General features: G+C 62.3%; 12 protein-coding genes. 9 read left to right on the top strand and 3 right to left on the bottom strand.

Translation table 11 applies throughout. The features are described from left to right. Nucleotides 1–56 precede the first annotated feature (56 nt). The 8 genes from C5J24_RS17865 (at nucleotide 57) to C5J24_RS17830 (ending at nucleotide 9,290) form a co-directional block, all read left to right on the top strand. Entirely contained in the window at nucleotides 57–1,010 is a 954-nt protein-coding gene (locus C5J24_RS17865) for a sugar-binding transcriptional regulator (RefSeq protein ID WP_105419736.1), read from the top strand. 146 nt (nucleotides 1,011–1,156) lie between these two features. Continuing rightward, nucleotides 1,157–2,482 (top strand): sugar ABC transporter substrate-binding protein, encoded by a 1,326-nt coding sequence (locus tag C5J24_RS17860; protein ID WP_046634479.1) that lies wholly within the window; start codon nucleotides 1,157–1,159, stop codon nucleotides 2,480–2,482. A gap of 216 nt (nucleotides 2,483–2,698) precedes the next feature. Then, on the top strand, nucleotides 2,699–3,571 hold the full coding sequence (locus tag C5J24_RS17855; RefSeq protein ID WP_105400071.1) for a carbohydrate ABC transporter permease: 873 nt from the start codon (nucleotides 2,699–2,701) through the stop codon (nucleotides 3,569–3,571). A gap of 9 nt (nucleotides 3,572–3,580) precedes the next feature. Beyond that, nucleotides 3,581–4,405 carry a carbohydrate ABC transporter permease gene (locus tag C5J24_RS17850; RefSeq protein ID WP_105400072.1) on the top strand — a complete coding sequence of 275 codons (825 nt, stop codon included), beginning with the start codon at nucleotides 3,581–3,583 and terminating at the stop codon, nucleotides 4,403–4,405. A gap of 11 nt (nucleotides 4,406–4,416) precedes the next feature. Then, nucleotides 4,417–5,421, top strand: coding sequence for an ABC transporter ATP-binding protein (locus C5J24_RS17845; RefSeq protein ID WP_046634483.1), 1,005 nt, complete (start codon nucleotides 4,417–4,419; stop codon nucleotides 5,419–5,421). A 23-nt stretch (nucleotides 5,422–5,444) separates the two neighbouring features. After that, nucleotides 5,445–6,926 carry a mannitol dehydrogenase family protein gene (locus C5J24_RS17840; protein ID WP_105419734.1) on the top strand — a complete coding sequence of 494 codons (1,482 nt, stop codon included), beginning with the start codon at nucleotides 5,445–5,447 and terminating at the stop codon, nucleotides 6,924–6,926. A 6-nt stretch (nucleotides 6,927–6,932) separates the two neighbouring features. Then, a complete protein-coding gene (locus C5J24_RS17835; RefSeq protein ID WP_105419732.1) occupies nucleotides 6,933–7,649 on the top strand; it encodes an HAD family phosphatase in 717 nt (238 codons plus the stop codon). Nucleotides 7,650–7,697: 48 nt separating this feature from the next. Then, nucleotides 7,698–9,290 (top strand): FGGY-family carbohydrate kinase, encoded by a 1,593-nt coding sequence (locus tag C5J24_RS17830; RefSeq protein WP_105419730.1) that lies wholly within the window; start codon nucleotides 7,698–7,700, stop codon nucleotides 9,288–9,290. A 74-nt stretch (nucleotides 9,291–9,364) separates the two neighbouring features. On the opposite strand, the gene C5J24_RS17825 is transcribed toward C5J24_RS17830, so the two are convergent. The 3 genes from C5J24_RS17825 to C5J24_RS17815 all read right to left on the bottom strand — a co-directional run bounded on the left by C5J24_RS17825 (nucleotide 9,365) and on the right by C5J24_RS17815 (nucleotide 12,787). After that, nucleotides 9,365–11,119 (bottom strand): penicillin-binding protein 2, encoded by a 1,755-nt coding sequence (locus C5J24_RS17825; protein WP_105419728.1) that lies wholly within the window; start codon nucleotides 11,117–11,119, stop codon nucleotides 9,365–9,367. A 343-nt stretch (nucleotides 11,120–11,462) separates the two neighbouring features. Beyond that, nucleotides 11,463–12,320 carry a sigma-70 family RNA polymerase sigma factor gene (locus C5J24_RS17820; RefSeq protein ID WP_105419726.1) on the bottom strand — a complete coding sequence of 286 codons (858 nt, stop codon included), beginning with the start codon at nucleotides 12,318–12,320 and terminating at the stop codon, nucleotides 11,463–11,465. Further along, the gene (locus C5J24_RS17815; RefSeq protein ID WP_105419724.1) at nucleotides 12,320–12,787 is read right to left on the bottom strand and encodes a carboxymuconolactone decarboxylase family protein; all 468 of its coding nucleotides are present in this window, start codon (nucleotides 12,785–12,787) and stop codon (nucleotides 12,320–12,322) included. The genes C5J24_RS17820 and C5J24_RS17815 overlap by 1 nt, the downstream gene beginning before the upstream one ends. 192 nt (nucleotides 12,788–12,979) lie before the next feature. Between C5J24_RS17815 and C5J24_RS17810 the strand changes: the two genes are divergently transcribed. Then, complete coding sequence (locus C5J24_RS17810; RefSeq protein WP_105419722.1) at nucleotides 12,980–13,693, top strand: sulfate transporter family protein; 714 nt, start codon at nucleotides 12,980–12,982, stop codon at nucleotides 13,691–13,693. Nucleotides 13,694–13,719 lie beyond the last annotated feature (26 nt).

Below are 13,719 nucleotides of genomic sequence, written 5' to 3'. Positions count from 1 at the left end.
CCGTTTGACAGACCATCCGAAACCATGGCAGCAACAGGTGGAGGAGAATTTCTGCCATGGCAAAACGGTCTGATACGCAAGGGCGGCTCGACGATGCGGCGCGGGCCGGCTGGCTCTACTATGTCGCGGGGCGAACCCAGGACGAGATCGCCGCGGCCATGAGCATTTCGCGGCAGTCGGCCCAGCGGCTGGTGTCGCTCGCGGTTGCCGAACGGCTGATCAAGGTGCGCCTCGACCATCCGATTGCAGCCTGCCTGGAACTCGCCGAGGCCTTGCGCAAGAAATATGACCTCAAGCATGTCGAAGTGGTGCCGAGCGATCCGGTGGGGGGCTCCAGCACCGTCGGGATCGCTGAAGCCGGTGCCGCCGAGATCGAACGCTGGCTGAAGCGCCCGGACCCGATCGTCATCGCCGTCGGCACGGGCCGGACGCTGAAGGCTGCCGTCGACCAGCTGCCGCCGATGGAGTGCCCGCAGCACCGTATCGTGTCGCTGACCGGCAATATCGGGCCCGACGGATCGGCCGCCTTCTACAACGTCATCTTCTCGATGGCGGACGCCATCAAGGCGCGGCATTTTCCTATGCCGCTGCCGGTTCTCTGTTCCTCCGCCGAGGAGCGCGTGACCCTGCACGACCAGGCGCTGGTGCGCTCGACGCTCGAACTCGGGGCGCAGGCGGACGTTACCTTCGTCGGCATCGGCGAACTTGGGCCGGACGGGCCACTTTGCGTCGACGGCTTCCTCGGCAAGGAGGAAATGCAAAAACTCGTCCGGGAAGGTGCTGCCGGCGAGATCTGCGGCTGGGTCTATGACAGCCAGGGCCGGCTTCTCGCCAATTCCATCAACGATCGCGTCGCCAGTGTGCCGATCCCCTCGCGGGAGACCTCCTCCGTCATCGGACTGGCGCAGGGACGCAGGAAGTTCCAGGCGATTTCCGCCGCGCTCAAGGGCAATATCATCAACGGCGTGATCACCGACGAGGCGACTGCGGAGCAATTGCTCGGTCGTTGAGCAAAAATTACATATAATGAAATCAATCAGATAACCGATTTCTGCTGCATTGCAGCGACGATTGATGATTGACTTCCTTCGCCATTATGTGGGTAATTGCCCATGAGCAAAGCGAATGCTCGTTACTCATCTTCTGGGAGGAAGATATGACATTGAAGACGATTTTGCTGGGCGCCTGCTCGGCGCTGGCGCTTGCCGGCCTTTTCTCCACCGCGGCTTCGGCTGAAACCCTCACCATCGCGACGGTCAACAACGGCGACATGGTCCGCATGCAGGGCCTGACTTCCGAGTTCACCAAGGCGAACCCGGATATCCAGATCAACTGGGTCACGCTCGAAGAAAACGTGCTGCGCGAGCGCGTCACCACCGACATCGCCACCAAGGGCGGCCAGTACGACATCCTGACGATCGGCAATTACGAAGTTCCGATCTGGGCCAAGCAGGGCTGGCTGCTCGAGCTGAACAAGCTCGGCGACAAGTACGACACCAACGACATCCTGCCGGCGATCAAGGGCGGTCTGACCGTTAACGGCAAGCTCTATGCCGCGCCGTTCTACGGCGAGTCGGCGATGATCATGTATCGCAAGGACCTGTTCGAGAAGGCCGGCCTCAAGATGCCGGAAAACCCGACCTGGGAATTCATCGGCGATGCGGCTCGCAAGATCACTGACCGCAAGACCGACGTGAACGGCATCTGCCTGCGCGGCAAGGCCGGCTGGGGCGAGAACATGGCGTTCATCACGGCGCTCACCAACTCGTTTGGCGGCCGCTGGTTCGACGAAAAGTGGACGCCGCAGTTCGACCAGCCGGAATGGAAGGCAGCGCTGCAGTTCTATGTGGACCTGATGAAGGATGCCGGCCCGTCCGGCGCATCCTCGAACGGCTTCAACGAAAACCTGACGCTGTTCCAGCAGGGCAAATGCGGCATGTGGATGGACGCCACCGTGGCTGCCTCCTTCGTTTCCAACCCGAAGGATTCCAAGGTTGCCGACAAGGTGGGTTATGCGCTCTTCCCGGTGAAGGGCGAGATGAAGAACCATGGCAACTGGCTGTGGTCGTGGAACCTCGCGGTTCCGAACTCTTCGAAGAAGGCTGACTCGGCGCAGAAGTTCATCTCCTGGGCAACCAGCAAGGAATATACCCAGCTCGTCGCCGCCAAGGAAGGCTGGGCCAACGTTCCTCCGGGCACCCGCACCTCGCTCTACAACAACGCGGACTATCAGAAGGCCGCCGCCTTCGCAGCCCCGACCCTTGCTGCGATGGGCGCTGCCGATATCACCAAGCCGACCGTCAAGCCGGTGCCCTATACCGGCGGCCAGTTCGTGGCGATCCCTGAATTCCAGGCGATCGGCACCAATGTCGGCCAGCTGTTCTCGGCGGTCGTCGCCGGCCAGTCCACGGTCGCCGATGCGCTTGCCCAGGCCCAGACGGCTACGACGCGCGAAATGAAGCGCGCCGGTTATCCGAAGTAAGCTCCAGAGCCACGGCTGTCCGGCAATCCTGCGCCGGACAGCCGGATCTTGGCCGAGATCATCCGCCTTGAGGATTTGAGGCGGGCCGGTGATCAGGCGAGGCAATCCGGCAACAACCAGACAACAACAAAAACCTGCATCCTGCGTCGGTCTCCTTCCCCAAAAGAAAAAGGCGCGGATAACTGGAACGACCACGTTCCATGGGAGGGCGTCGATATGGCAACGCAAAACACCAAGACGTTGGCGCGCCTGATGATGGCGCCCTCCGTTCTGCTTCTTCTCGTCTGGATGATCGTACCGCTGGCGATGACGCTGTGGTTCTCGTTCCAGAACTACAATCTGCTCGATCCGTCCAATGTCAGCTTCACGGGTCTGTTCAACTACGAGTTCTTCTATACCGACCCCGCCTTCTTCCAGTCGATCTGGAACACGCTGGTCATCGTGGGCGGGGTGCTGCTGATCACCGTCATCGGCGGTATCGCCATCGCACTCCTCCTCGACCAGCCGATCTTCGGGCAGGGTATCGTCCGTATCCTGATCATATCGCCTTTCTTCGTGATGCCGCCGGTTGCGGCGCTCGTCTGGAAGAACATGATCATGAATCCGAGCTACGGGGTATTTGCCGATATCTCGAGGTTCTTCGGGCTCCGGCCGGTCGACTGGTTCGCGCAATATCCGCTGTTTTCGATCGTCGTCATCGTCGCCTGGCAGTGGCTGCCGTTCGCAACGCTCATCCTGCTCACCGCGCTGCAGTCGCTCGACGGCGAGCAGAAGGAAGCGGCGGAGATGGACGGCGCCAATTTCCTCAACCGGTTCGTCTATCTCGTGCTGCCGCATCTCGCCCGGTCGATCACCGTCGTCATCCTCATCCAGACGATCTTCCTGCTCGGCGTCTATGCGGAAATCCTGGTCACCACCAATGGCGGCCCCGGTTACGCCTCCACCAACCTCGCCTTCCTGATCTACCGCACGGCGCTCCTCGGCTACGATGTCGGCGGCGCCTCGGCAGGCGGCATTATCGCAGTCGTGCTCGCCAATATCGTCGCCTTCTTCCTGATGCGCGCCGTCGGCAAGAACCTGGACCGGTAGGAGAAGATCATGGCACGCAACGTTACGACAAGACACAAGGTCACCGCCACCGCCGCCGCCTGGATCGTCGCGCTGATCATCTTCTTCCCGATCCTCTATACGATCATCACCAGCATCAAGACCGAGCCGGAAGCGATCGCGGGCTTCAGCCTGTGGCCGTCCGGCACGTTCGAGAACTACATCACCGTGCAGACCCAGCGCGATTACCTGAAGCCGTTCATGAATTCGGTGATCCTGTCTGTCGGCTCCACCATCCTGGCGCTGATCATCGCGATCCCGTCGGCCTGGGCTATGGCGTTCTCGCCGACCAAGCGCACCAAGGACATTCTGATGTGGATGCTTTCCACCAAGATGATGCCGGCGGTCGCGGTTCTGGTGCCGATCTACCTTCTGTTCCGCGATTTCGGCCTGCTCGACAGCCGCATCGGCCTGACCGTTATGCTGACGCTGATCAACCTGCCGATCGTGGTGTGGATGCTCTACACCTACTTCCGCGAAATCCCGGGCGAAATCCTGGAAGCGGCGCGGATGGACGGAGCGGGGCTCTGGCAGGAGATCGTCTACGTGCTGACGCCGATGGCGGTGCCGGGCATTGCTTCGACGCTGCTCCTCAACATCATCCTCGCCTGGAACGAGTCGTTCTGGACGATCCGGCTGTCGACCACCAATGCGGCGCCGCTGACGGCCTTCATCGCCTCGTTCTCCAGCCCGCAAGGCCTGTTCTGGGCGAAGCTTTCGGCCGCGTCCACCATGGCGATCGCGCCGATCCTCATCCTCGGATGGTTCTCACAGAAACAACTCGTTCGCGGCCTCACGTTTGGCGCGGTTAAGTAAGGAAAACGGACATGGGCAGCATCACGCTCCAAAAAGTGTCGAAAGTGTTCGGCGAGGCCAAGGTCATTCCGTCGATCGATCTCGAAATCACTGACGGCGAATTCGTCGTCTTCGTCGGCCCATCCGGTTGCGGCAAGTCCACGCTGCTGCGCCTGATTGCAGGGCTGGAAGATGTCAGCGGCGGACATATCCTGATCGACGGCAAGGACGTCACCCAGTCTGCCCCCGCTGAACGCGGCCTGGCGATGGTGTTCCAGTCCTACGCGCTCTATCCGCATATGAGCGTGCGCAACAACATCGCCTTCCCGTTGAAGATGGCGAAGATGGAGAAATCCGCGATCGACAAGAAGGTGACGGATGCGGCCCGCGTGCTGAACCTCACCGACTATCTCGAACGGCGCCCCTCGCAGCTCTCCGGCGGTCAGCGCCAGCGCGTCGCGATCGGCCGGGCGATCGTCCGCGAGCCTTCGGCCTTCCTGTTCGACGAGCCGCTTTCCAACCTCGATGCCGCATTGCGCGGAACGATGCGGCTGGAGATCAGCGACCTGCACCATCAGCTCAAGACGACGATGGTCTACGTCACCCACGACCAGGTCGAAGCGATGACCATGGCCGACAAGATCGTGGTGCTGAACCGAGGCAATATCGAGCAGGTCGGTTCGCCGCTCGATCTTTACAGGAGCCCGCGCAACCTGTTCGTTGCCGGCTTCATCGGCTCCCCGCACATGAACTTCGTCGACGGTGCCTATGCGCAGTCGAAAAATGCCAAGACCGCCGGCATCCGGCCGGAACACTTGAACCTTTCCAAGGACAGCGGCATCTGGCGCGGCACGGTGAAGGTCGCCGAACATCTCGGCGCCGACACGTTCCTGCATCTCGATGTCGAGGGCATCGGCCAGATCACCGCGCGATGCGACGGGGAGTTCGGCGCCTATCACGGTGACACGGTCTACATGACGCCCGATGAGGCCAAGCTGCATCGGTTCGACGACAAGGGCCTCGCCCTGAAGGCCTGACCGGCCATATCGGAGTAAAGACAATGACTGTGAAGCTTTCGCTGGCGAGCTTGAAGGACGCTGCGGCCACCGCCGCGGTGCCGGCCTATGATCCCAAGGGCCTGACTGCCGGCATCGTGCATTTCGGCGTCGGCAATTTCCACCGCGCCCACCAGGCGATTTATCTCGACGACCTGTTCAACACCGGCAGGGCGCATGACTGGGCAATCATCGGCGCCGGCGTCATGCCGTCCGACGGTGCCATGCGCGACAAGCTGAAGGCGCAGGATTTCCTGACCACCGTCGTCGAGCAGGACAACAACAGAACCGCCGCCCGGATCACCGCGCCGATGATCGACATCATCGCTCCCGGCGATGTCGCGATCCTGATCGAGACGCTGGCAGACCCGAAGATCCGTATCGTTTCGATGACGATCACCGAAGGCGGGTATTTCATCGACGCTTCCGGCCGGTTCAATCCCGCCCACCCGGCAATCGCCGAGGACGGCCGGAACCCTTCGAGCCCGAAGACCGTCTTCGGTCTGATCCTCGCCGGCCTCAAGGAGCGCAAGGCACGCGGCGTCACCCCCTTTACCATCATGTCCTGCGACAACATTCCCGGAAACGGCGAGGTGACGGAGAACGCCATCATCGGGCTTGCCCGGCTTTCCGATCCGGACTTCGCCCATTGGATTCATGAGAATGTCGCCTTCCCCAGCTCGATGGTCGACCGCATCACGCCGGCAACCGGCCAGCGCGAGATCGACATCCTCAAGAACGATTTCGGCATCGACGACAACTGGCCGGTGTTCTGCGAGGAATTCAAGCAGTGGGTCATGGAGGACAAGTTCCCCGCCGGCCGGCCGCGGCTGGAGGAGGTCGGCGTCCAGTTCGTGCCGGACGTGGCGCCCTACGAGCTGATGAAGATACGCATCCTCAACGGCGGTCATGCGGCGATTGCCTATCCGGCCGCCCTTCTCGACATCCATTTCGTGCACGAGGCGATGGAGCATAGGTTGATCCGCGGCTTTCTCGAAAAGCTGGAGAAGGACGAGATCATTCCGGTCATCCCGCCGGTGCCGGATACCAACCTCGTCGACTACTACAAGCTGATCGAGCGGCGATTTTCCAACCCGAAGATCGGCGATACCATCCCCAGGTTGGCGCAGGACGGCTCCAATCGCCAGCCGAAATTCATCCTGCCCTCGACGGCCGACCGGCTCGCCAAGGGGCAGGACATCATTGGCCTGTCGCTGGTCTCGGCGCTGTGGTGCCGCTATTTCGCCGGCATTTCCGACAGCGGCAAGGAGATCGTCTTCAACGACGCCAGCGCCGACCGGCTGAACGCCGCGGCGCTGAAAGCCAAGGATAACCCGGACGCCTTCCTTGCGCTTGGCGATATCTTCGGCGACGTTGCGAAATCCGAGCTGTTCCGCACCCGCTTTGCGCATGCGCTGAAGACGCTCTGGGAGCAGGGGACGGCAAACACGCTCGAGCTCTATCTCGACGGCAAGCTCGTCAAATAGCGGGTGATGGACGTGCAACAGTCGGCGGGACCACTGGTGATCTTCGATTGCGACGGGGTTCTCGTCGACAGCGAGCCTGTTTCCGTGCGGGTGCTGGTCGATGCGCTGCGCCGCAAGGGGGTCGAGATGGACGCCGCGGAGGCCTATCGCCGCTTTCTCGGCCGCAGCCTCGGCACCGTCACCAAGACGATGCGGGAGGAATTCGGCGTCGAGGCCGACGATACGTTTCTCGAAGACATGCGCCACGATCTTTATGCCCGCTTCCGCGCCGAACTGCAGCCGATGCCGGGCATAACCGAGGCGCTGGATGCCTTGAATTTCCGCCGTTGTGTCGCCTCGTCCAGCCAGCCGGAACGCATCCGCCTGTCGCTGACGCTGACCGGGCTGATCGACAAGCTGGAGCCGAACATCTTTTCCGCCACGATGGTGGAAAAGGGCAAGCCGGCGCCGGATCTCTTCCTGCATGCGGCCAGCGAAATGAGCGCCGATCCCAAAAATTGCATCGTCATCGAGGACAGTCCCGCCGGCATCGAGGCGGGCCACAGCGCCGGCATGTCGGTCTTTGCCTTCGTCGGCGGTTCGCATGCCAGCGTTCCCGGCTACCGGGAGCAGATCGACGCGCTTTCGCCGGAAGTCGTGTTTGACGCCATGCCGGATTTGATCCACCTTGTCCAAAAACATATAGAGGGTCGTAGCGGCTCCGTTTCTTCGGCCGTGCTTTAGTGCGATCCTTGGAACTGCCGGGCGACAAGGGACAGGAAACGAATCCGGATGCGTGATCACCTCGTTGCGGTCGATATCGGCACGGGCAGCGCCCGCGCCGGCGTCTTTGATCGCAGCGGGCGCCTGCTTGCCAAGGCCAAGCACCCGATCGCGATGTTCCGCCCCAGGCAAAACCACGCAGAGCACGATTCCGAGGATATCTGGGCCGCCACCTGCCGCGCCGTCAGGGAGGCGATGGCGGAGGCAGGCATCGCTGCCGACCGTATCGCCGCGATCGGCTTCGATGCCACCTGCTCGCTCGTCGCCCGCGACCGGGAGGGCAGGCCGCTCACGGTTTCCACGACCGGCAAGGCCAACCAGGACACCATCGTCTGGCTCGACCATCGGGCGATCAAACAAGCCGACCAGCTTTCCGCCACCGGCCACAAGGTGCTCGAATTTTCCGGCGGCTCGCTGTCGCCGGAGATGGAAATGCCGAAGCTGATGTGGCTGAAACAGCATCTGCCGCAAAGCTGGGCGAAGGCAGGCTATCTCTTCGATCTCGCCGATTTCCTCACCTGGAAGGCGACCGGCTCGCCCGCACGTTCCCGCTGCACGCTGACTGCCAAGTGGAACTATCTCGCCCACGAAAACCCCGGCTGGAGTGCCGATTACCTGTCGCTTGCCGGCCTCGAAGACCTGCTCGAAAAGGGCGGTCTGCCGGACGAAACGATCGGCGTCGGGACAAGTCTGGGAAGCCTGAGCCGGCAGGCGGCCGATGGGCTCGGCCTCGACACGAAGGTGCAGGTGGCCCCCGGCATGATCGACGCCTATGCCGGCGCCTTCGGCGTGCTCGGCGGGGTGTCGGGTGGTGCCTCGGGTGGCTCGACGCTTGAGACCAGCGTGGCGTTGATCGGCGGCACGTCGAGCTGCATCGTCGCCTTCACGAAAGATTCCAAGCCCGGCCGCAGCCTCTGGGGTCCCTATTACGAGGCGATCCTGCCCGGCCACTGGCTGGTCGAGGGCGGACAATCGGCCGCGGGCGCGCTGCTCGATCATATCGTGATGATGCACGCGGCCGGTGGCGAACCGACGGCGGAACTGCATGGCCGCATCATCGCCCGCGTCGGAGAGTTGCGCAGCGAGACCGAGGGCGATATCGCCCCGAACCTCCACGTCCTGCCGGATTTCCACGGCAACCGTTCGCCGCTTGCCGACCCGCACGCGACCGGCGTCATCAGCGGCCTGACGCTCGACACCTCCTTCGACGGCCTCTGCCGGCTCTACTGGCGCACCTGCGTCTCGATCGCGCTCGGCATCAGGCACATTCTCGACGCGCTTTCGGGCTACGGCTACCGCTTCGAAACCCTCCACGTCACGGGCGGCCACGTCAACAACCCGCTGCTGGTGGAACTCTACGCCGACGTCACCGGCCGCAAGGTGGTGATCCCGGAGAACCGGGACGCAGTGCTGCTCGGCACGGCGATGGCGGCCGCGGTTGCCGGGGGCGTGTTCGGCTCGCTGTTCGAAGCAGGGCAGGCGATGGATGCGGGCGGGACCGAGCTGCTGCCGGACCCGACACGGGCCGAGCAGTACGGGCTGGATTACCGCCGGTTCCTGGCGATGGTGCGGCATCGGGAGGAGTTGCGGGGAATGGTGTAGCTAGGATGCCCGGCCCGGTAAGACCGGACGCTTCAGCGTATTTGCCGCCATTGCAACCGTCGGGACACCGCAGTCTAATAATTCATCAGCAGGTTTGGCGCGCCCGAAGATCCGAAACGGGGCTGCACGCCGAGCAGCGGCGCTGCTCGACCGATAATCTCCTTGATCATCGGGGCGGCGGTGGATGCCGCCGTGCGTCCGCCGTGTTCGCCTGTCTGCGGAGCATCGATGATCGAAAGCACGATGTATTTGGGCCTGTCCATCGGGAAGGCTGCGACGAAGGCATTGAAATTGATGTCCTTGGCATAACGTCCGTTGATCACCTTGTCGGCCGTGCCCGTCTTGCCGCCGACCTGGAAACCTTCGACCTGGGCACCGCGTCCGGAGCCTTTCACGCCGTTCCAGGTGAACAGGTAGCGCATATCGGCGCTGGTGCCCTGCTTAATCACCGGGCGGGAAACCTGTTCGGCCTCTTGCCGGGAGCGGGGAAGAAACGTGGGAGGAACAAGAGTACCTCCATTGATCAGAGCGGCGGCGGCAACCGCGGTCTGCAGCGGCGTGGTTGCCACGCCGTGGCCGAACGAGATGGTGACCGAGTTGATCTTCTTCCATGTCCTCGGCTGGGTTGGTGTTGCCACGCCCGGCATTTCGGTTTCCATCCTGGAGAGGAGCCCGAGCTTGGTGAGGAATTGCTGGTGGCCTTCGATGCCGACCTTGTCCGCGACCGCCGCGGTGCCGATATTCGATGAATACTGGAAGACTTCGGAGATCGTCAGCGGCCGGTTCTTTCCGCGGAAGTCCTTGATGGTGAAACCGCCCATGCGGATCGGCCGGGACGCATCAACGACGGAATTCAGGGTGATCTTGCCTTCGTCAAGCCCCATCGCCAGCGTGAAGCTCTTGAACGTCGAGCCCATCTCGAACGTGGCATTGCTTATCCGGTTGAACCAGCCCTTTTCGTAGTCCCTGTCTACACTACCGTCATGCAGCATCCGGGACGGTTCGTTCGGGTCGTAGTCGGGCACCGATGCCATCGCCAGAACCTCGCCGGTATCGACATCAAGAACCACGGCGCCCGCAGCCTCGGCCTTATAGGCGGTCATCGCGTTGGCGACGATTTGGCGGACGATATTCTGGACGCGGAGATCGATGGAGAGCCTCACGGGTTCGAGCGGGACCCCGCCGGTGAGCCCGGCCAGGCGAAGGTCGCCAAGGCCCTGCTGATCCAGATATCGCTCTATCCCGGCGAGGCCCTGGTTGTCGACATTCACATGGCCGACGATGTGAGAGGCGGTCACGCCGCCTGGATAGAACCGACGTTTCTCCGGTCTGAATCCGATGCCGGGAATGCCGAGCGCCAGGATATCCGCCTGCTGTTTCGGGGTGAGTTGCCGCTTCAGCCACTGGAATGCGGTCTGCGATCTCAGCTTCTTGTGAGTTTCGCTCCAGTCGAGGTTGGGGATGACGAAGGCAAGCTTTTCGACGACCTCGTCCGCATCGACGATCCGGCGCGGGTCGGCGTAGAGCGAGGTCATGTTGAGGTCGGTGGCCAGGAGCGCTCCGTTGCGGTCGACGATGTCCGGCCTGGATGCGACGGGACTACTGGAAATTGCTCCCGTCGCGGCCGGTTCGGCAAGACCGTATTGGACGAGGCGCGCGCCGACGATGAAATAGACTGCAAGGAAGCCGGCGATCAGAATTCCGAGCCTCTGCCTTGCGTCTTTCTTCCGGCGCGCGCTTGCGCCCATGAAGGTCGCATTTTTCGCACCGACATTGCTCCTAACGATGAAATGTGCACGGCTTCTCAGCCGGACGACAAAAGAGATCATTCCGAACAAATCCAAAAAGCATATCAGCCGAAGGCAAAAATCAAGCGGTCGTCAGCCGCTGGATTGCAGCCTGCACGCGGTTGAACCGGAAGCCAACAGGAGAGTTCCTGGCGTGGCGGAGATGTTTAAAGTTGTATTAATATACAATTAAAGTTGTATTCGGCTGCGCGCGGAAGGTTAACCGACGCTTGTCGGGATTGGACGTGCCATCGCCATCTCTCTCTGCGCCGGTTGTGGTGGAGTACACGGCAACCTGTTCGAAGCAGGGAAGGCGATGGATGCCGCCGGGATGAGTTGCGTGGGATGGAGCCGGGCTCGGCGCCCGGGAACCTCCTCGCAAACGCTAATGCAGATGCCTCAGCTTGTCGGGGTTTCGCACGATATAGATGGCCGTGATCTTCCCGTCCTCGATATCGAGTGCGGTCGTCTGCAGCTCACCGTCGGCCTCCATCGTGACGAAGCCCGGCAATCCGTTGACGAACCCGGCGCGAACGAGTGTGGAGCCGTTCTTCTGAAATTGATCCGCGAGATAGGCGTGCACTTTCATCACCGCCTCGAAGCCGAGAACGGGCTCCGTGGCCGCAGGGCGCTTGCCGCCACCGTCGGCATGAACGCTGACGTCTGCCGCCAACATGGCACCCAGCGCTGTCATGTCGCCGCTGCGCGAGGCGGCGAAGAAGGCCTCGGCAAGCTCGACGCCCCGTTTTTTGTCGACCTGGAAACGAGTTCTCGCCTCGCGAACATGGGTGCGTGCGCGGGCAGCAAGCTGGCGGCAGGCGGCCATGTCACGCTCGATGGTGGTAGCGACTTCCTCGAATCCCAGCCCGAAAACGTCGTGCAGCAGGAAGGCCGCGCGTTCCAGCGGTGAAAGGCGTTCGAGCGCCAGCATCAGCGGCAAGGTGACGTCCTCTTCCTTCTCCTCTTCCATGACCGGATCGGGAAGCCAGGGGCCGATATAGGTCTCGCGCTGTCGCCGCGCGGATTTCAGCTGATCGAGGCAGAGCCGCGTTACGGTGCGGCGCAGGAATGCCTCCGGTTCGCGTATCCCTTGGCGATCGGCCTTCATCCAGCGGATGAAGGCCTCCTGCACCATGTCCTCGGCGTCGGACACGGATCCGAGCATGCGGTAGGCGACCCGCATGAGCTTCGGACGCAGCGGGTCGAAGCTGGCTGCTGCGTCCGAATGGTCGAGACCCTGCATCAGGCGGCTGCCTGGGCGGTCTTGGCACCCGCGGCGTTGTTCCACAGGCCAAAGCCAACCGCCAGGCGGTTCCAGCCGTTGATGACATTGATCATCAAAGTCAGTTTCACCTGTTCCTCCTCCGTGAACTCGGCCTTCAGGGCCTCATAGCCGCTTTGGGGCGAATGACCTTCGGACAGCCGGGTCAGGGCTTCGGTCCAACCTAGCGCAGCGCGCTCGCGATCGGAATAGCATGGAGCTTCACGCCAGGCGGACAGCAGGTAGATGCGCTGCTCGCTCTCGCCCCGCGCCCGCGCTTCGATCGTGTGCATATTGATGCAGTTGGCGCAGCCGTTGATCTGCGAGGAGCGGATTTTTACGAGTTCGATGAGGCTGGGCTCGAGGCTCGCATCAACATCGGTCGAGACGCCCATCCAGGCCTTCATCAGCGAGGGAGCGGCGGCGAAAGGGTTAAGTCTGGCACTCATGGTTCGTTTCCTTCTGTTGGTTACGACACCATGACGAGACAGGATCCGCCCATGTGACATGTCCGCAAGATTTTTCCTGAATATCTGAGCGGGGAGCCGGCTGCGGTCGCTTCTCCTATATCCGCCATCTCACTGCTCCTTGCTCCGCCGCTCCCTCCCACCTACATCTCTCCCGCCAACCTGGAGACGCCGATGATCCTCGACGCCGCACGCCTTTCGCTCGCCAACCTTTTCGCACCCGAAACCCGTTCCGTGTTCTGGAAGACGCTGGGTCTCACCGCCCTCGTGCTGATCGGCATCTGGTTCGCGCTTCGCGAGATATTCATCCTTTATGCCTGGCCATGGTTCGCGGCCTTTTTCCCGGACCAGCCCGATTGGGCGGGTTGGCTCACGCTGTTTGCGGCGATCGCTGCCGGCATCGGGCTGGCGCTGGCGCTCGCTCTGCTGATCGCGCCGATCACGGCGCTGATCGCCGGCCTGTTCCTCGACGACGTCGCCGAAGTCGTCGAGACGCGCGATTATCCGGACGATACGCCCGGCAAGGCGATGCCGCTCGCCCAGGCGATCATCGGCTCGATCCAGTTTCTGGGCGTCGTCATCGTCGGCAATATCATCGCGCTCTTCCTGCTGTTCATCCCCGGCATCAACCTGATCGCCTTCTTCATGGTGAACGGCTATCTGCTCGGCCGGGAATTTTTCGAGTTCGCGGCGATGCGGTTTCGCACGCCTGCGGAAGCACGCGCCTTCCGCTCGAAACATTCCTCCACCGTGTTCCTGGGCGGCCTTCTGATCGCGTGTTTCCTGGCGGTCCCGATCGTCAACCTGCTGACTCCGCTGTTTGCCGCGGGCCTGATGGTGCATCTCCACAAGGCGGTCTCAAAGCGCGATCCCGGTTTCAAGCTTTAGGCGGGCAGGGCTCAGGGAGGCCGCGA

This window comes from Neorhizobium sp. T25_27 (assembly GCF_002968565.1).
In the GTDB taxonomy this organism is placed as follows: domain Bacteria; phylum Pseudomonadota; class Alphaproteobacteria; order Rhizobiales; family Rhizobiaceae; genus Neorhizobium; species Neorhizobium tomejilense.
The sequence above is the reverse complement of the archived record's forward strand: the minus strand, read 5'-3'. Positions and strand labels throughout refer to the sequence as shown.